The sequence below is a fragment of the Campylobacter avium LMG 24591 genome (assembly GCF_002238335.1).
Taxonomy (GTDB): Bacteria; Campylobacterota; Campylobacteria; order Campylobacterales; family Campylobacteraceae; genus Campylobacter_D; species Campylobacter_D avium.
Window position 1 is genome coordinate 1474714 of sequence record NZ_CP022347.1, and the last position, 19277, is coordinate 1493990.

The following is a 19277-nucleotide window of genomic DNA, read 5'->3' on the forward strand; positions in this document are numbered from 1 at the left end:
AAGGACTTATTGTAACAAAGAACTTTAAATAAAGCCTTCGTAATGAAGGCTTTTACTTTAAGGTGTAAAGTATGTTTTGTGAATCTTGATAAGACATTATGTGCAAGACATTATCTTTAAAAAAGATACTTCTAGCATTTTTTATACTATCAGGATAAGAGATTGTTTTTACAACTTCTTCTTTGTTAGGGTCGATTACAGCTATAACATTGTGATTTTTGCTAAGGGCGTAAATTAAGCCGTCTTTATAAGTCATAGATGTTATATAAAGCTCTCCTAAGGTGCTGCCTTCTTTTAAATTCGCCTTTGGTGTAAATTCAGCAGACAAAACTCTATCGCTTAGTAAAAATTTAGAAATAACAAATTTCTTAGCATTTTTGTTATTTGGCACGGTTGCTAGATAAAAATATTTATCATCGCTTGTCATGCTTGCTGTGTGATTAAGTTTAGCACGAACAGTATCTAGTCTTCCTCTACCAAGCTTATCGCCTTGTCCCTCAAATTTATCAGCACCCTTGATAAAATCAGCATACTGCAAGACTTCATCTGCATTTTCATTTTTAGCAAATCTTAGATAGCTCTTGTTTGAACCCATTAGCATAAATTTATCTTGTAGGTAAGGTATTATGCCTATGATAGGGTCTATCGTGGCCGAAAAATAAGGGTCTAGCTCAAAATCGCTTTTCACAGAAAAATCATCATTTAAAAAATACACAGACCACTTAGAAGAAGCCACAAATTCGTTATTTATGTAAGCAATAGTATTGATAGCTTTGTCAAATTCTAGCTTTTTCTCGCTTATGATGTTTAATTTTTGGTCTATGCTAGCAAAAGGCGAGTTGTTTGAGTCATTGTCAAATTTAATGCCAAGCTTCTCACTAGCCGGTGCAAAAGCGTAATCAGGAGCTTTCACATCCCTATTGCCTAAGAATGAAATGTTTTGCCAATTGCCTTTCCAGCCATTTGTGCTCCAAATCACATATTTAGGGTTTAGGCTAAATCTAACAGGATCTCCTTGTCCTATGTATGGAGGTACGCCTGTGCTAACAAAGGCTTGAAAGGCGTTAGAAGCTACTATAATGCTGCTTATGATAACAAAGATAAAGCCAGTTTTGCTAAAATCTCTGTATTTTTTGCCGTTCATTTCCTTGTCAAAATCGCTAAATTTAGGCACTAAAAGAAATAAAATTCCTAAAAATATAATAACAAACCAAAACACCACCTCAGCCCAAAAATATGTGTGAATTCCAAAAACCTGCAGTGAAAAACCTTGGTCTAAATCCCTATGTGCGTGTGCTCCGTAGTGTAAAAAAGACTGATACAAGCCAACAGCACTAATGAGCAATAAAGCGGCTATGTATTTTCCCTTAAAACCATACCTCACTATAAAAAAGGCTACAACACCTATGAAAATCATAGCCTCTCTTTGTCCCCAGCAAAGATAGCAAGGGCTATCACCCATCATATAACCAAAGACTATATTAGCTATGCCAACAGGTAAAAGTATGATTAAAAACGCGGCTAAAGACAGTAAAAAATAAAAATTTTTAACTTTGCAAAGTTCTTTCATATCGTCACCTTTATAAATTCATAGCACTTAAAAGTCCTGAGCTTTTGTGCCCAACGTACAAAAAAACCATCATCGCCCACGAAATCATAACCAAAGCAAAGGCCAAATTTTCCTTTTCTGGCTTTTTTATGATTAAGATGAGGGCGATTAAAACCAAAATAAGTTCTAAAAACTCCATACAATCTCCTTAAAAAATAAAAAGAAATTATAGTGCAAATTTTAAAAAATGAAGCAAAAAAATTAAATATAATAACTTTTTTTAAAAATAAATCATCTAAAAGGCCAACTAAATATCAAGCTCTATGCCAACAGGTGCGTGGTCTGAGCCAAAAATATCAGTTCTTATAAAGGCGTCTTTTAACTTACTCTCAAGCCCCTTTGATATAAAAAAATAATCAATCCTCCAGCCCACATTCTTTTCCCTAGCTCTAGCCCTATACGACCACCACGAGTATTTTTCTTTCACATCGCCATTTATCATTCTAAAAGTATCTAAAAAGCCATTTTCTAAAAGGCTATCTATCCAAGCTCTTTCTATAGGCAAAAAGCCTGATGTCTTTGCATTTGCCTTTGGGTGTGTTAGGTCTATTTCTTTATGTGCGGTATTTACATCCCCACAAATTATCACTTCAAGACCTTCTTTTTGAAGCTTTTTAAGATAGAGTAAAAAATCCTCATAAAATTTCATCTTGTATTGCAGTCTTTGCTCATTTTGCTGACCATTTGGAAAATAAATATTAAAAAGAGCTATATTTTTAAATCTATGTTCTAAAACCCTGCCCTCATCATCAGGAGCAAATTCGCACTTAAAAACCTCGCTTTTAAAATTACTCAAGCTCATCACGCCAGAATACCCTGCTCTTTTAGCGCAGTTGTAGTTTATATGCTCAAAGCCAAGATTATAAATATCCTTTGGGAATTTATCCTCACTAGCCTTAACCTCTTGAAAGCCTACAAAATCAGCCTTTTCATCCCTTAACCACTCAAGTGCATTTTTATCGCAAATGGCTCTAAGTCCATTTACATTCCAAGATATAAATTTCATTTAAATCCTTACTATACTTTAAGTCAAATGCTTATCTTAACATAATTTTTGATTAATCTTTAAACTTTATAATTTAAACTTTTTTAAGGAAAATTTATGTTTAAACTAAAAATTTCTTGGCTAAGCTTGACACTTCTTAGCACCCTTGCGATAAGCCTTATAAATTTCAAGGCTTTTTTTATAGCTTATGAGAATTTTTCGCAAGATAAATTTTTACTAACGGTTTTTTTATTTTTGTCTTATTTTTGCTTAGCTTACATCATCTTGGCTATCTTGTTTTTTAGATATGTGCTTAAATTTTTTCTCATACTTTTTCTTATAACTAGTCTTATTTCTTTTTATTTTTTGCATTTTTACGGGGTTTTAATAGACCCTACCATGATAAAAAACGCCATGAATACAGACAAAAAAGAGGTGCTAGACCTTTTAAGCTTAAAGGCTTTTTTGTTTATACTTTTGGCCTTGTTTTTATCTTATCTCATCTTTAAGCTAGAAATTGTCTATCCTAGTTTTAAAAAACATATTTTCATCAGGCTTTCTAGCATAGGGCTTGCCTTTGTGTTATTTTTATGCTTTTTCATGCCTTTTAGCAAAACCTATGTGCCATTTTTTAGGGTGCATAGCTATCTAAAGATGTATAACGCGCCTTTTTATCAAATTTACGCTCTTATGAGATGCTATCAACTTGAACTTCGTACCAAAAAAGAGCTTGAAATCATATCTAATGACGCCTTTAAAGAGGATAATACAAGTAAAAAAATACTCGTTCTAGTCTTGGGCGAAACCGCTAGAGCAGCGAATTTCTCTCTTAGCGGATATAAAAAAAATGATACAAATTTTTACACAAAGCAGATAAATGGCTTGGTGTATTTTAACTCTGTTTCATCTTGCGGCACCGCAACTGCCATATCCTTACCTTGCATGTTTTCTAAGTCAAAAAGAAAAGATTATCAAAGCTTTGAGTATGCTGAAAATCTTTTAGACATTTTTGAAAAAACAGGGCTTAAAATCACTTGGATTTCTAATAACTCTGGCGGCTGTCAGGGCGTTTGCGATAGGCTGGATAAACAAAATGTCTTTATGAGGAGTTTTGATTATGATGAAGCTTTGTTGGATGATTTTAACACCGCTTTAAAGAATTTAGATAAGCAAAATATCATCATTTTGCACCTGCAGGGCTCGCACGGACCTGCTTACTACAAAAGATATCCTGATGAATTTAAGAAATTTAAGCCAACTTGTGATACAAACGAGCTTTCTAAATGCACTAGTGATGAGCTTATAAACACTTACGATAACACCATACTTTACACGGATTTCATACTAAAAGAACTTATTGAGCGTTTAAAAAGTCAAAAAGACTATGAAGTATCCTTGCTTTATGTGTCAGACCATGGAGAAAGTTTAGGTGAAAATGGAATTTACTTGCATTCTATGCCGTATTTTATGGCGCCGGATACGCAAACTAAGGTTCCTATGCTTTTTTATAGCTCTAATGAAACCTTGCTACAAACTGCTAAAAAAAGCGAATTTTTAGAGCTTTCGCACGATAATATCTTTAGCACTCTTTTGGGATATTTTTCCATAAGCTCTGCACTTTATGAAAAAGAGTATGATTTTTTAAGAAAGGATAAACCTTGAAGCCAAAATACTCATTTTTTAACAACGCTAGATACGCACTTGAGGGCATTTTAGCTATGCTTAGATACGAGATGGCTTTTAGGCTTGAGCTTTTAGTCATCATACCTGCTTTAATTCTAAATTTCTTTTTGCCCCTAAGTTTGCTTGAGCATTTATTTTTAGCCTTTGTTTTGTTTTTAATCCTCATAGTAGAAGCCTTAAATTCAGCCATAGAAAGCTGTGTGGATTTAGTAACTGAGGAGTTTAAAACAAAGGCTAAGATAGCTAAGGACTGCGCTAGTGCGGCTGTGTTTTTTTCTGTCTTACTTGCGCTTTTTTCTTGGTTTTTTGTGCTTTTAGGATTGTTATGAAAGATGAGAAAGTAGAAAGGCTTTGTGAAAAAATTTTTGGCAAGAAAAGGTTTAAACTTTTTAAGTTTTTATGTAAAATAGCCGATGAGAATAATTTCATTTTCGCTAAGATAGACAGCCTTTGCGAGGACTTAAATTTAAGCAAACCAACCGTAATAAACGCTTTTAAATTCTTAGAAGAAAATAAAATTTTAAAAAAGCATAAAAATGGCTTTTACGAACTTTTGCTAGGAGATAAAAATGAGGCTTAAAAACCCTTTGGATATGCACTTACACTTAAGAGATAATGCTATGCTTAAACTTGTTGCACCCTTTTCTGCTAAGGATTTTAAGGCAGCTGTTATAATGCCAAATTTAATCCCCCCACTTTGTGACATAAAGTCCTTAAAAGAGTATAAGCAAAGAATTATCAGTGCTTGTGGTACAGAGGACTTTAGTCCTTTAATGACGCTTTTTTATCAAAATTATGAGTATGATTTTTTAAAAGAGGCAAAAGAGCATATCTTTGCTATAAAGCTTTATCCTGCTGGAGTTACTACAAATTCAAGCTCTGGCATAGCAAATTTTGATATAAGTAGCTTAAAAGGCACTTTACAAGCGATGAGTGAGCTTGAAATTCCGCTTTTAATACACGGTGAAACAAATGATTTCGTTATGGATAGAGAAGCAAATTTTGCAAAAATTTATGAGAATTTGGCTAAGAATTTTCCAAATTTAAAGATAGTTATGGAGCATATCACCACAAAAAGATTATGTCAGCTTTTAAAAGAGTATGAGAATTTATACGCCACCATAACGCTTCATCACTTAATCTTAACTCTTGATGATGTTTTAGGAGGGAAGTTAAATCCACATCTTTTTTGCAAACCCATAGCAAAAAGATACGAAGATAAGGAAGCCTTGTGCGAATTAGCCTTTGCAGGACACGAAAAGGTAATGTTTGGAAGCGATAGTGCGCCCCATCCTCTAAGCGAGAAAGAGTGCTGCGGCTGTGCGGCAGGGGTATTTTCAGCACCACTTGCCCTGCCTTTGCTTTGTGAGCTTTTTACTAAGCACTCAAACGAAGAAAATTTGCAAAAATTCATAAGTGATAATGCTGTTAAAATTCACAAGCTAAGCTTTGAAAAAGACAAGATTATAAGTCTTAAAAAAGAAAAATGGCAAATTCCTAGCAAGTATGGCGATGTAGTGCCCTTTAAGGCTAATGAAATTTTAGAGTTTAAAACTAGCCTTTAAATGCTAGTTTTTATTATCTACAAGAGCATCTCTTATATCTATAAGCAAATACACAACTAAAGCACTTAAAAAGATACCAAGCCTCAATCCGTCCTACACAATTGAGGCTTTAAAAAATTTATTTATCTGTTTAAGCAAGGACTAAGCAGGACGAATCTATAATTAAAACAGATTGTTTAAAATATTAGCATTAGTTTAGCTTTTAAGAGCTAAGACTAATGCGGTCAAAACTATCGTAAACGCGATAATCTCTACCATCACAACCTCCTTTCGGCTAAAGCCTCAAGTTAGTCGCCTTAAACATTAAAATAATCATAATTAAAATCTTGTTACAAGTAGCTTAAATCAAATTTTCTTAGAAAGATAAAAATTTATCTAGAAATTTTGTTACTTTTCTATACAGTCTCTTTTAAAATTTTGAAAAAATTCCAAAGAATTTTAAAGAATTTTTGGCTTCATTTGCCATTGATTTACCAAAAATTTGGCTTAAAATGCTTTTAAAGTCCTTTATCTTGGTATTTTAAAGGCATTTTTCGTTTTTTTTGTATATAGTTGCCTTTGGTTTTTATCTAGTCTTGTATTTTTAAATCAAATTTTATTTTTATTTTAGATAAATTTTAAGGAGATATTTATGTTTATAAAAAATATTGTTAAAAACACTACATTTTCATTTGTAGCTTGTGCTATTTTGTATTCTAATATTTATGCAGATTACATAACAGTAAGACCAGGTGATTACTCATTACCGGATAATTTAATATATGATCAGGAAAAAACGTCTTAGAAATGATACCTGAATATCCTAGTCCTCGTTTAGATGTGATTATAGCTGAAGGTCTGGATATGGATTTTTCTCTGCCTTTTTATTTTAATATCCCTGCAAACGAAAAGACTATTTTTCTAGTTGATTTAAAAAAGATAAGAAATGAAGCCATAGCCATTTATGAAGGCATCTCCTCTTACAGCGGGTATAAAAGAACAGTTTACAATCCTCGTCTTTATACATCAGATTACCTTAGAATAGGCAACATAGACTTTCAAATAAGAACACAAAGTATTTTGGATGCGAAGTATGTGGATTTTCTGCACCAAGAGCCTGGATACCAAGAATCAAGCATAGCTGATGATTTCTTAGAAAATAATCATCTTGCAAGATTTTCCTTAGGCAAAGAAGGCTCTGTTTATATAAGTGGGGATTTGATACTTAATGGCAATAATCCAAATTCTATACCCATTATTGTAAATTTTGAAAATGATGGCTCAAGAACTCATTCAAATTTTATAGTAAATGGAGAGATTGCAAGAGTTAATAAGTATCTTAACCAAACAACACCGGGTAATTTTCGTATATTTTTTTCTAATAGCATTACTGATATAAAAAATGTAAAATTAAATAATTTCATAGCTTTACAGGCAAATAAAGGCTTTTCTGATGACTTTATGAGTTTAAACAATGAAGCAACTGCTTTTTTACATCTTCCTTATCAACAAATTTTAAGTAATAAGGATATAAATTTGGAAAGCTTTCAAAGCACTATAAATTTAAAGCCCTTGTTAGACTACACAGTAAGCTATGAAAGAAATGAAAATTCTCCTTCTTATGTCTTTATAAATGGTGATTTAAGTGAGAAAGCTAGGAATATGGATGAGTTTTTAAGCTCTAAGAGAAATTACTTGCAAAATTCTTTATTAGCAGAATTAGAGAATTTAAACAATATAAGTAATGATGCCAACATAAAATCTGAGTATGAAAAGGCAATAGCCGACATAAACACCCAAATAGAAGCTTTGGATAAGTTTTTAAATGCTGATGCAACAGATACCCAAGATAGCCAAGCCAATACAAACTCAAATTCACAAGTGAATTCAAGTTCTTTAAGTGGCAATGCGAGTAATACAAATTCAAGTTTGAATTCAACTACAGACAGTGTTTTAAATTCAAATTCCTCAAGCACTATGAGTGAAGCCAAACAACAAGCCCTAAAAGAATACAACTCCCTTTTTATAAAAGATGAACAAATACTTGAGCTAAGCACTAATCTTATAGATAAAAACATAGCAAATTCAGGACTAAAAAACTATGTAATCTTTGAAATGCTAAACTCCCCATCCCACAAAGCAGAAGTAGCAAGTAGTATTAATAAATCAGCAAAAAGCATAGCAAATTCAAACTCAGCAATCTCATCTCAACAACAAATAATAAATCTAACCAATGAAGCAGCTATAAATGCAAGAATGGTTTATCTTAAAAATCCTTATAAAAGTGATGAAGAAAAGATGGGTAATATGGCATATGATGAAGCAGGAAGAACATATGCTACTTTTATAAATAATACAGATAATGGTTTATGGGCAAATTTCTTTGGTGGTAAGAATATACTTAATAGTAATTCTGCTTCTGTATTAGGAGGAAGTTTAGGATTTGATAAAAGAATATCTGATGATAGCTTACTAGGACTTTATCTAACATATGCAGATGTAAATTTAAAAGATAGTATTATAAATGAAGAGGGAAAATCATATCAATTAGGACTATATTATAATAAAAACTTTGCTAATAATATGGAACTTGATTTAAAAGCAAATTTTGGTTTTAATCCTGCTAAGCAAAATTATATGCTAGGTTCATATGATACTTCTTCATCTTTTACAAGAAACTATTATACAATATCAGCTTCTGTAGGTAAGGTAGTTGATTTAGCTGATAATGGAGGAACATCTATAAAGCATTTTATAGGAGTTAATTATTATAATACTTATACTCCAGCTTATAATACAAGGTCTGATTTTTCTTTAGAGCATAAATCTTATGCAGCTTCTGCAATATCATTTGATCTAGGTATAGGTTTAAAACAATATTTTAATGAAAATTCTTTCTTTTTCATAGGACCTAAGATAGAACATTTTGCAAGTAATGATGCTTCTTTTTATAATGTAGTTGTGGCTGGGTCTAATAATGTCATTACTATAGATACTAAAGAAGTTAATAAGAATAGAACCTATGCTCAAATACTAGCAGGAGGTAAGGTTGATCTTAATAATGATGGTTTAGCTTTAAACTTGTCCTTAGCTGCTAAAAGTCTTATATCAAAAAGAGTATATGATAATGCTGATTCTTTTATAAGTGGACAAGTTGGGATTAGGTGGGAGTTTTAACACTTCTACTTTAGTTTTAAGGGCTTAATATAAATCAAAGACTAAAGGTCTTTGATAAATTCTTTGTTTGGTCTAGCTTTTGGTTGGGCTTTTTGGTTTTTTGATAGCCTAGTTCTAAATTTAGGACTAGGCTGATTTATTTTAAAATGCCGGTATCACCGCGCCTTTGTATTTTTCCTTTAAAAATTCTTTTACATCATCACTTTGCAAAGCTTTTATAAGGGCTAATACTTTAGTATCATTTTCCTTGCCTTTTTTTACCGCTACTATGTTTGCGTAATTGCTGTATTTATTTTCAGTATAAAGCGAATTTGTAGCCGGCGAAAGCCCTGCCTGTAAGGCGAAATTGCTATTTATAAGCGAGTAATCCACATCGCTCAAACTCCTTGGCAGTTGTGCGTCCTTAAGCTCTATAAATTTGAGATTTTTAGGATTTTGCACTATGTCAAGCGGAGTTACAAACTCCTTATCATTCAGCTTTATAAGCCCTGCACTTTCTACTATTCTTAGGGCTCTGCTTTCATTTGTAGGATCGTTTGGTATAGAGATGATAGCCCTGTCATTAGGCTCGAAGCTCTTGTGCTTGCTTGAATAAACCCCCATAGGTTCTATATGTATGGAAGCTACCTTTACTAGCTTGGTGCCTTTTGCCTTGTTAAATTCAAGCAAAAAAGGCTCGTGCTGAAAATAGTTCGCGTCAAGTTCGCCACTATCAACTTTTGCGTTATTTATCACATCATCGCTTATCTCAAAAATTTGCAAATCAATGCCCTCGCTTTTAAGCTTGTCTTTCACAAAATGCAAAATTTCAGCATGAGGAGTTATAGAAGCTCCCACTTTTAGAGTGTTTGCAAAACTAAAAGATAGTAAAAGCGTACTTAGCAATAATATTTTTCTCATTTTTTCTCCTTAAGCAAAACTAAATTTTTCTATCAAATCACTATGATGAGCTTTGGCCACATCAGGGTGCGAGCGAATCATTCTTTTAAAATAATTTTGTGCCACATTTCTTAGCAGAGGGTTTTTAGGGTCAGTATCAACGCCACTGCTTTCTTTTGCTAGTTCTCCTATATCAAAGATAGGTATATCCTTATCAAGCTGCACTCCTAAAAAATAAGCTATAGAAAATCTTTCTTTTGGACTTAAATTTACCCTGTGAATGGTGGCTTTTAAGTAGCCATTTGTGGCAAGCTCCAAAAACTCGCCGATATTTACCACCACGCTGCCCTTTAACGGCGGCACATCAAGCCATTTACCATTTATCAAGGCTTGTAGTCCCGATTGTTCTTCTTGCAAGACAAAGGTTATAAGTCCTCCGTCTTTGTGAGAGCCTACGCCTTGATTACTCTCACCACTTTGTGCTGGGTAGCGAAGTAATTTACAATGCTCGTAAGAATTCCTGCCATAAAGCTTTGAAAAAGCGTCGGCATCATCTAAATTTAAGGCTTTTGCAAAGGCTCTTAAAAGTTTTAGACAAGCATTTTGCGTTTGCTCATGCCATTTTAAAAAGGTGTCTTTTAGCTCTGGCACCTGTTTAGGCCATAAATTTGGCCCCTCAAGTCTTTGCCACAAAGGCGAGCTTAAATCCCATTTTAAAGCTTCTCTTTCCGTGCCTATGTCGATTTGTTCCCTGTAGTCTTTGGCTCCGGCGGTGTATTCTCCTCCCTCGCTAGAATAGCCCCTAAATTGTGGCGAATGTATCATAGAAATTTCTTCTTTTTGCTTGCTTGAAAGGGCGAAAAAGTCTTTGCTTAGGGTGAAAAGCTTTTTACTAAGTTTTTCATCTATGCCGTGGTTTTTAAGATAAAAAAAGCCGATAGTAGAGACTATGTTTCTTAAGTCCTTTAAAAATTGTTCTTGATTTTTTTCAAAATCATCCAAGTAAAGTATAGGTAAAGTCATCGTTTCTCCTTAAAAATTATAAATTTTAAGGATAAGAAAGTTTTTGAATTTTGTTAAGAAAGACTTTGTATAAGAAAATTTGCTTTTAACATCACACTTCCTTATCCACCTCTTTTGGACCTTTGGAAAGTAATGTCTTAAGCCAAAGGACGCACTAGATACTACACATCTGGCACATCAGCTTCATATTTGTCCTTTCTTTTTTATTTCTTGTAAATTTAGAGAGTATCTTTTAAATTTAAACTTAAAATCGTTGTGAATTTGTTAAAAATATTATTTTGTGTTACGAAAAGTAGCTAAAAGGAAGGCCTTCACCCTCCTTTATATTTTCAAAACCTCTTCTTATTAACATCAGTTAATATATCAGAGGCTATGGTATTAACTTCTTCTGTTATTGAGTTTGTATCATTAGCTACAGATACATTTTCTCTAGTTACACTTTCAAGTTCAGCTATGCTTTCATTTATTTGAGTAACACCTGCTGTTTGTTCTCTTATAGATTCACTTACTTCATTTACTGATTGCACTAATAAATTTATATTAGCTTCTATTTCACTTAAGGATTTACCTGTTCTTTCTGCAAGTTGTCTTACTTCATCAGCAACAACAGCAAAGCCACGTCCATGTTCTCCTGCACGTGCAGCTTCTATGGCTGCATTAAGGGCAAGTAGATTTGTTTGATCTGCTATATCTTTTATAACTTCTACTATTGATTTTATATCATCAGCTTGTCTTGCAACATCTTCTGTTTTACCTGAGATGTTTTGCATGGATGAGCTTATTTCTTCTACTGCAGCTGCACTTTGTTCAAGTGAGTTTGCTTGAGCTTTTGAACCATCTGTTAGTTTTTGCATAGATTCTTTTAATTCATCTGCTCTGGTTGAGAGTTTGTTTGCATAGGAGGCTGAGGTTTTTAGCATTTTTCTTATTTCTTCACCTAAGGTATTTGTTACTATTTCAACTCTACCCTTAGCTTCTTTTACCTCAGTTGAGAAATCAAGCTTTACAAAGCTATCAAACACTCTGTTTAATTCTGGTAAGTCATTTCCTATTGCTGTTGATAATAAATCTAAGAGTTGATTTACTGAATCCTTTAATGAATTTAGTTGAGGATTTGATCCTTGTAAGGTAATTCTTCTAGTTGCGTGTCCTCCTCTTGTGTGATTAATTACATCAAGGGCTTCTTTTACTAAATTTGAATCTTTTTCTAAGGCTCTTTGAGTGTTTTTAGCATTCTCATTTATCATTAAGCCAATTTTACCCAACTCATCTTTAGCTCTTATCTTTATAGGTTCTATGTTATTTACTTCGTGGTTTATGTATTTGAATAATCTTTCGAGGGCTAACACTATGGTTGGGAGACGCCCTGAGACAGTTTTTCTAACAAAGAAATAAACTATGAGCAAGATAGCAAGTAAAACAACAAGCGAAAGTGCTATGATTATCTTTTGCAAAGAATGAAGCTCGGCTAAAACGGCGCTCTTAGGAGCTGAGACTAGCATCATCCACCTAGAGCTGTTATTTTCAAGCCCAAAGCTATGTATGCTTAGGTAAGAATCAATGCCGCCTGAGGTTGTATAATCATGCACCCCTGTTTCATTCTCAGCCATAGCCAAAAGTGCTTCTTTGTTTTTATCTTTATCTATCCTATCTTGTAGCTTGCTTAGCTGCAAGTCTTTGTTTAGGTGAAGTCCTACTGTTCCATCTTGATACAAGAAAGCTCTCGCTTCGTTTTCAAAATTAAAGGTACTGGGATCTGATAACACCTCATCTATAATGGCAAAGTCCAAAATAGCGCCGATAACGCCTATTAGCTCATTATTTTCTCCATAAACAGCAGAGGCAACGGAGCTGCCCACGAAGGTTTTGTTGTTCATAGTCATTCGCATAGGCTTAGATATTGAGATTTGACTAGAATTTGCTTTGCTGGCATTTTCTATCACTTTTACAACAGAATCAAGAGATGAAATTTCATCTGTGCTTTTTACGGCTGCTATGCCTCCTTTTGTGTTAATGCTTTGATTTTCAAACAAAATTATGGTTTTACCATTGCTTGTCTGAAATAAAGGATTTTGCTTAAAATGCGAAGGAGGATTTAAAATATAGAAAAAAGAATAAGAAATATGATAACCAGAGTCAGCCACCGAGGAAATCACATTAGAAAGCCTTTGAAGTGATATGTCGTTTATATTGCTTGAAGCGAACACACTCTCTAAAACATTTGCACTATTATTTACAACAGATATTAGCTCATCAAAAAAGCCCTTAGCGTAGTTAGCATAAGCAAAAGTTTGCTCCTCAATTATCATCTCGGCCTTTTTAACCATGCTAGAACTTAGATTAGTAGTAATTACCACCACCAAGATACAAAGACCTATGACAACAGTCAAACCAACAGAAAACATCAGCTTTGTGCCAATACTTAATCTCGAAAACATACCTCACCTTTCTTTGTTAATAATGTGGAAATCTAAATAAACAAATTTTTGTGAAAAAAATTGGTAGATTGTATTAAAATAATACTTATAGAAATATTATTGTTTAAAAAATATTTAAATTCTAAGAAAAAGATATGGATAAAGAAGCTTTTATAATCTCTGCTTTTAATAATAACTTTAACGGCGATGACGGTGCCATCATAAATGATTGGTGTTTTTCAAAGGATTTGTTTTTTGAGGATGTGCATTTTAAAAGAAAATGGCTAAGCTTGGAACAAATCGCCACAAAGGCAATGTTAGTAAATATTTCAGATGCTATTGTGATGAATGCAAGGCCTAAATTTGCACTCATAGGACTTTCTTTACCTAAAAATTTAAGCCTTGATGAGATAAAATCTTTACAAAATGCTCTTTTAAAAACAGCAAAAGAATTTAAGATACAAATCATAGGCGGAGACACAATAAGCTCTGATAAAATAGCTATTAGCATAACTTTACTTTCAAAGCTAAATGGCAGGGCTATCTTTAGAAAAGGCTTGAAAAAAGATATGTTTTTAGCCTTTACAGGCAAGTTAGGAGATAGCTTAAAGGGCTTAAAATCCTTACAAAATGGCTTTAAGCTTCATAAAAATCATCGCTTTGTAAGGCCTATTTTAAGAGCTAATTTTTTTTACGAAGCTAGCAAAGAAATTTGCGTAGCTATGGATATATCAGACGGGCTTAATAAAGACTTAGCAAGAATGCTAAATTTAAACAAGCTAAATATAAAATGGCTTAAAAAGATGAGTAAAAACGAGCTTATAAGCGGGGAGGAGTATGAAATTTTATTTGCTTTTTCAGGCAAAAACAAAAAAAGAATTCAAAATTTAGCAAAAAAACACAGAATAAAGATAAATATCTTTGCAAAAACAATACGAGGTAGGTATAAATTCTATGGACGAGAACATCACTTTTAAAAAAATTTTAAGCCTAAGCCACGAAAAAATAGAGGCTCATTTTAGTAAAAACAGCTCTGATTTCGTGGTAAGAGAAAGAGCCTTGTATGAGTTTAGCGGCAAGGGAGAGCACTTAATACTTCACATCTGTAAAAAAGACTTAAGCACGAAAGAAGCACTTAAAATTTTAAGTGAGTTTAGCGGAGCAAAAATAAAGGATTTTGGTTATGCAGGACTTAAAGACAAGCAAGGACTTACTTTTCAATACCTTTCTTTAGCGAGAAAATTCGAGGAAAAATTAAAAAATTTTTCTCACGAAAAACTTAAAATTTTAGACATCTTCTATCACGATAATAAGCTAAAAATAGGACATTTAAAAGGAAATTCCTTTTTTATAAGGCTAAAAAAAGTAAATAAAATCAATGCTCTTAAGCTAGAACAAGCCTTTGCTTTGCTTTGTAAGCAAGGTTTTGCGAATTATTTTGCTTATCAAAGATTTGGCAAATTTAATGATAATTACAAACAAGGGCTTGAAATTTTGCAAGGCAAAAAAAAGCTAAGAGATAAAAAAATGAGGGATTTTTTGCTTTCATCCTTTCAAAGCATACTTTTTAATGCCTATCTTAGCAAAAGGCTTGAGTTGTCGCATTTTGCAAAAAAATTTAGCAAAAAAGAATTTGCTAGTATATACACGCTAGACAAAAAAGATATTGATGAAATTTATGCACAAGAGCATTTTTTTAAGCTTTTAAGAGGCGATGTGCTTTGTCATTATCCCTTTGGCAAAAACTTCTTTTGCGAGGATGTGGCTAAAGAAAGTGAAAGATTTGAGCAAAAAGATATAAGCGTAACAGGACTTTTACTTGGAGAAAGAGCTATGAAAGCAAAAGATTTTGCCCTATGCTTAGAAGATGAAATTTTTAAAAATTTTTATCTTTTTAATCCTGCTTTAAATGGCTCAAGGAGATTTTTATGGTCTTATTTAGAAGAGGCTAAATTCAAATATGACGAGGAAAAAGCTCAAGTAAGTCTAGAGTTTTTCCTACAAAAGGGCTCTTATGCAACCACCATCTTAGAGGAGCTTTTACACACTAGCAACAGCGATTAACACCGCCATTATACCTAGCCTCAAGGGCTTCTTTGAAAAAGTCCTTTTGGCTTAGAATTTCTCTTTCAGGATGCTTTGTCTTCATATGTTCTACATACTTATCATAGCTTGGCATACCAACTAAAAGATGTAAAAATCTATCACTTCTTTGATAAAGCCTTTTTAACTTATCAAAAAGGCTTTCTTCTTTTCTTTGCACTAAAACGGGCAGGGTATTTGCCCTTTTTACCAAAGCTTTTGACATCGCTTGTCCTTTCTACTGGCTTAAAGCACCCTCATAGTCTTTCATCTCTTTTCTAGGCTCTTCTTTTAAAGGAAAGCTTTCATTTTTACCAACAGCTGTTAGATAGCAAATTTTAATGGTCTCAAAAAGCACCACAAAAACAACTATCATAAAAAAGCCGCAAAGCACAGCATCAAGGATGTTGTTATGTATGATGGTGTTTGCCTTATTAATCAAAGCTTCATTATTTGCTAGTATAGCTTCTTCTTTTTTTTGCAACCAAATTTGAGCTGTTGCAACGTGGCTTACCGCATCATGTACCCTTTCGCCATTTGCAGGTAAGAGTTTTTGAAAAGAAGCATAAAGCGTGGTTAAAAGTATCCAAAATGCTGGAAGTATGGTCACCCAAGCGTATTTCATCTTGCCCATTTTAAATAATACAACCGTGCCAAGTAAAAGAGCAATCCCTGCTAACATTTGATTTGCAGCACCAAATAAAGGCCAAAGAGTGTAAATTCCACCGGCTGGATCTATAACTCCTTGATAAAGCAAGTATCCCCAACCACAAACGCAGATAAAGGAAGCAACTATGCCGTAAAAATAATTTTTAGTATCAGCCATAGGCTTAAAGACATTGCCTAATATGTCTTGTATCATAAATCTACCCGTTCTAGTTCCTGCATCAACAGCAGTTAAGATAAATAAAGCCTCAAAAAGTATGGCAAAATGATACCAAAAAGCCATAGCCTCAGGACCGCCAGCTATTTGATGTAAGATATAGGTTAAACCAAGTGCAAAGGTAGGCGCACCACCGGTTCTTGATATGATAGTGCTTTCGCCTATATCACTAGCTACCTTTGGTATCAAGGCTGCGTAATCTGTATTTAAGGCAGTGGAATCAAGAGCAAAACCAGCAGTTTGTAAAATTTGCTTTAAATTTGCCTCGATAGTGGCTAAATTTGCTGTGCTCGCACTAGCTGCAGCTGGATCAAGTGTAGCAAGTGGAGAATTTATAGCAAAATAAAGCCCCGGCTCTAAGATGCAAGCAGCGATTAAGGCCATTATACCAACCAAGCTTTCCATAAGCATAGAGCCGTATCCAACAGCCCTTGCATGGCTTTCTCTTTCAAGCATTTTTGGACTTGTTCCTGATGATATTAAGGCGTGAAAGCCAGAAACAGCACCGCAAGCTATAGTTATAAATAAAAATGGAAAGATAGAACCCGCAAAAACAGGTCCTGTGCCGTCAATTAAAGAAGTAACCTTTGGCATATAAAGCTCTGGATTTATCCATAAAATCCCAGCAGCCATTATAACTATAACGCCGATTTTAAGAAAAGTGCTTAGATAATCCCTTGGAGCAAGCAAAAACCACACCGGTAAAACCGAGGCTATAAAACCATAAGCTATGACTATTAGAGCTAGAGTTTTTCTATCTAACAAAAAGACATTATGCCAAGGATGAGCCGGATCTGCTATGGCGTGTCCGTACCAAAGGGCTAGTAAAAGCAGGATAAAGCCTATAATGCTAGCCTCGCCTACCCTGCCCGGTCTTAAAAACCTCATATAAATTCCCATAAAAATGGCTATAGGTATGGTCATAGCTATGGTAAAAAGTCCCCAAGCTGATTCAGCCAAGGCATTTACGACAACCATAGCCAAAATGGCAACTATGATAAACATAATAAACAAAATGCCTATCATAGCAAAGCCACCTGTGATCTTACCCATTTCATCCTTTATCATCTCGCCTAAGGATTTTCCATTTCTTCTAACAGAGATAAAAAGCACGGTAAAATCATGCACAGCTCCGGCTAAAACAACACCAACCAAAAGCCAAATCATACTAGGTAAATAACCCATTTGAGCAGCTAAAATAGGCCCAACCAAAGGTCCCGCTCCAGCAATTGCTGCAAAATGGTGTCCAAATAATACTATCTTATTTGTAGGCACGAAGTCCTTGCCGTCATTATTTACCACAGCTGGAGTAGCCCTGCTATCATCTAGTTCAAAAACTTTTTGGGCTATAAATTTACTATAAAATCTATAGCCTATCATATAAATACACACGGAGGCTATGACTATCCAAGTGGCATTTATGCTTTCTCCTTGATTTAAGGCTAAAACACCAAAATACCAAGCAGCTAAAATCGCCACTAGCACCCAAAAAACCTGAGCTAAAATTTTATTCATACAAACTCCTTGAAGCTAATTGCTTTATTGTAATAAATTTATATTTAAGATTAAAAGAAAAAGAAAAACAAATTCAAAAAAACATAAAATTTTGTTTCTATTTTGCATTTTTTAAGAGCTTTTAAGACAAAAATTGCAAAATAGAAAAATATTATCAATAAACTACAAAATAAGGGTTTTTTAAATTCTCTTTATTATAAAGTAGGGGTTTTTTGCTGTAAAAATCATAGCTCATCTTTTTAGCCTCCCTTACTATAGCATCAGCTGCTGCTGTATCCCACTCCATAGTTGGCGCAAGACGAGGGTAAATATCGGCTTCAGCGCTTGCTACTAGGCAAAGTTTTAAGGATGAACCCATGGATATAAGCTCTTTTTTCTTGTCCACCTCAAGTTTATCGATAAAGTCCTTAGTCTCATCACTCATGTGGGATTTGCTAGCCACTATTTTGTATGTATCTTTGTTTAGGGCAAGTGGCAACAACTCATCATTTTTAAAAGCACCCTCTCCTTTTTTAGCACTATACATCAAATTTAAAGCAGGCGCATAAACAACTCCTAAAACAGGGCTTTGCTTGTGTATCAAGGCTATATTGACTGTGAATTCTCCGTTCCTTTTGATAAATTCCTTTGTGCCATCAAGAGGATCAACTAAGAAAAAATATTCCCAATTTTTACGCTCTTCAAAGCTTATTATGCTATTTTCTTCAGAAAGTATGGGAAGATTAAATTTAGCCAAAGAATCGCATATTATAGTATTTGACAATATATCAGCCTCACTTAAAGGAGACTTATCCTCTTTTTCATAAATTTCAAAATCCCTCTCATAAACTTGCATTATGGCCTTACCAGCCTTTAAAGCTATGTTTTTTATCTCGTTTATATCAATATTTTTAAGCATTTATAAAAGCGCCTTTCTTAAGATAAGTTATGATTTTTTCAACATTTTTGTTAATATCGCTATCTGCGATGTGAATTTGCGGATTTTGCGGTCTTTCATAAGGGCTACTTATGCCTGTGAAATTGTCTATTTCTTTATTTCTAGCCTTTTTATAAAGTCCTTTTGGATCTCTTTGTTCGCAAAGCTCTAAGGGAGTATCCACAAAAATTTCTATAAACTCACCCTCATCAAATAAAGCCCTGGCCATATCTCTATCTTTTTTAAAAGGCGATATAAAAGCACTTAAGACTATCAAACCGCTATCTACAAAAAGCTTGCAAAGTTCTGCAAGACGCCTGATGTTTTCAGTTCTTGAGTGCTCATCAAAGGATAAGTCCTTATTCAAACCATGACGCAAATTATCACCATCTAGCAAATATGTATGACGGTTTAGCTCAAAAAGCCTTAATTCCACAGCATTTGCTAAGGTTGATTTGCCGCTTGCGCTAAGTCCTGTAAACCACAGCACACAGGCTTTTTGCCCCTTTATGCTAGCTCGTTTTTGCTTAGTTAAAGCTGTGTTATGCCAAGTAAGATTCATTG

Annotated in this window: 17 protein-coding genes; 7 read left to right on the forward strand and 10 right to left on the reverse strand. The window is 33.9% G+C overall.

All coding sequences use genetic code 11. From position 1 onward, the window contains the following. Nucleotides 1–52: 52 nt before the first annotated feature. The 3 genes from dsbI to CAV_RS07415 all read right to left on the reverse strand — a co-directional run bounded on the left by dsbI (nt 53) and on the right by CAV_RS07415 (nt 2615). A complete protein-coding gene (gene dsbI, locus CAV_RS07405) occupies nt 53–1570 on the reverse strand; it encodes a disulfide bond formation protein DsbI (protein WP_094325887.1) in 1518 nt (505 codons plus the stop codon). Between the two features lie 10 nt (nt 1571–1580). Then, nucleotides 1581–1748: a disulfide bond formation protein Dba gene (dba, locus tag CAV_RS07410; RefSeq protein WP_094325888.1), complete on the reverse strand. Its 168-nt coding sequence runs from the start codon at nt 1746–1748 to the stop codon at nt 1581–1583. 108 nt (nt 1749–1856) lie between these two features. Beyond that, a complete protein-coding gene (locus tag CAV_RS07415; protein WP_094325889.1) occupies nt 1857–2615 on the reverse strand; it encodes an exodeoxyribonuclease III in 759 nt (252 codons plus the stop codon). Nucleotides 2616–2711: 96 nt separating this feature from the next. Between CAV_RS07415 and CAV_RS07420 the strand changes: the two genes are divergently transcribed. The 5 genes from CAV_RS07420 to CAV_RS07440 all read left to right on the forward strand — a co-directional run bounded on the left by CAV_RS07420 (nt 2712) and on the right by CAV_RS07440 (nt 8998). Then, on the forward strand, nt 2712–4256 hold the full coding sequence (locus CAV_RS07420) for a phosphoethanolamine transferase (RefSeq protein WP_094325890.1): 1545 nt from the start codon (nt 2712–2714) through the stop codon (nt 4254–4256). Continuing rightward, nucleotides 4253–4606 (forward strand): diacylglycerol kinase, encoded by a 354-nt coding sequence (locus CAV_RS07425; protein ID WP_094325891.1) that lies wholly within the window; start codon nt 4253–4255, stop codon nt 4604–4606. Before CAV_RS07420 ends, CAV_RS07425 begins: the two co-directional genes overlap by 4 nt. Continuing rightward, on the forward strand, nt 4603–4857 hold the full coding sequence (locus CAV_RS07430; protein WP_094325892.1) for a helix-turn-helix domain-containing protein: 255 nt from the start codon (nt 4603–4605) through the stop codon (nt 4855–4857). The genes CAV_RS07425 and CAV_RS07430 overlap by 4 nt, the downstream gene beginning before the upstream one ends. After that, nucleotides 4847–5842 carry a dihydroorotase gene (gene pyrC, locus CAV_RS07435; protein WP_094325893.1) on the forward strand — a complete coding sequence of 332 codons (996 nt, stop codon included), beginning with the start codon at nt 4847–4849 and terminating at the stop codon, nt 5840–5842. The genes CAV_RS07430 and pyrC overlap by 11 nt, the downstream gene beginning before the upstream one ends. Nucleotides 5843–6628: 786 nt before the next feature. Next, nucleotides 6629–8998: an autotransporter outer membrane beta-barrel domain-containing protein gene (locus tag CAV_RS07440; protein ID WP_157676356.1), complete on the forward strand. Its 2370-nt coding sequence runs from the start codon at nt 6629–6631 to the stop codon at nt 8996–8998. Nucleotides 8999–9139: 141 nt separating this feature from the next. Here the strand turns inward: CAV_RS07440 and CAV_RS07445 are convergent, their stop codons facing one another. From CAV_RS07445 to CAV_RS07455, 3 genes are all read right to left on the reverse strand, one after another. Then, the gene (locus CAV_RS07445) at nt 9140–9898 is read right to left on the reverse strand and encodes a MetQ/NlpA family ABC transporter substrate-binding protein (protein WP_094325895.1); all 759 of its coding nucleotides are present in this window, start codon (nt 9896–9898) and stop codon (nt 9140–9142) included. 9 nt (nt 9899–9907) lie between these two features. Continuing rightward, the gene (locus CAV_RS07450; RefSeq protein ID WP_094325896.1) at nt 9908–10900 is read right to left on the reverse strand and encodes an isopenicillin N synthase family dioxygenase; all 993 of its coding nucleotides are present in this window, start codon (nt 10898–10900) and stop codon (nt 9908–9910) included. Nucleotides 10901–11229: 329 nt separating this feature from the next. Next, nucleotides 11230–13338: a methyl-accepting chemotaxis protein gene (locus tag CAV_RS07455; RefSeq protein WP_094325897.1), complete on the reverse strand. Its 2109-nt coding sequence runs from the start codon at nt 13336–13338 to the stop codon at nt 11230–11232. Nucleotides 13339–13472: 134 nt separating this feature from the next. Here CAV_RS07455 and CAV_RS07460 point away from each other — a divergent pair, with 134 nt between their 5' ends. Together CAV_RS07460 and truD are read left to right on the forward strand one after the other, a co-directional pair. Further along, nucleotides 13473–14294 (forward strand): thiamine-phosphate kinase, encoded by an 822-nt coding sequence (locus CAV_RS07460; RefSeq protein WP_094325898.1) that lies wholly within the window; start codon nt 13473–13475, stop codon nt 14292–14294. Further along, entirely contained in the window at nt 14263–15381 is a 1119-nt protein-coding gene (gene truD / locus CAV_RS07465) for a tRNA pseudouridine(13) synthase TruD (RefSeq protein ID WP_094325985.1), read from the forward strand. The genes CAV_RS07460 and truD overlap by 32 nt, the downstream gene beginning before the upstream one ends. Here the strand turns inward: truD and kcuS are convergent. The 4 genes from kcuS to cysC form a co-directional block, all read right to left on the reverse strand. Beyond that, on the reverse strand, nt 15365–15625 hold the full coding sequence (gene kcuS, locus CAV_RS07470) for a KCU-star family selenoprotein (protein WP_094325899.1): 261 nt from the start codon (nt 15623–15625) through the stop codon (nt 15365–15367). The genes truD and kcuS overlap by 17 nt on opposite strands. A gap of 12 nt (nt 15626–15637) precedes the next feature. Then, nucleotides 15638–17797, reverse strand: coding sequence for a carbon starvation CstA family protein (locus CAV_RS07475; RefSeq protein WP_094325900.1), 2160 nt, complete (start codon nt 17795–17797; stop codon nt 15638–15640). A 154-nt stretch (nt 17798–17951) separates the two neighbouring features. Next, the gene (gene cysQ / locus CAV_RS07480) at nt 17952–18695 is read right to left on the reverse strand and encodes a 3'(2'),5'-bisphosphate nucleotidase CysQ (RefSeq protein WP_094325901.1); all 744 of its coding nucleotides are present in this window, start codon (nt 18693–18695) and stop codon (nt 17952–17954) included. Next, complete coding sequence (gene cysC, locus CAV_RS07485; protein ID WP_094325902.1) at nt 18688–19275, reverse strand: adenylyl-sulfate kinase; 588 nt, start codon at nt 19273–19275, stop codon at nt 18688–18690. The genes cysQ and cysC overlap by 8 nt, the downstream gene beginning before the upstream one ends. Nucleotides 19276–19277 lie beyond the last annotated feature (2 nt).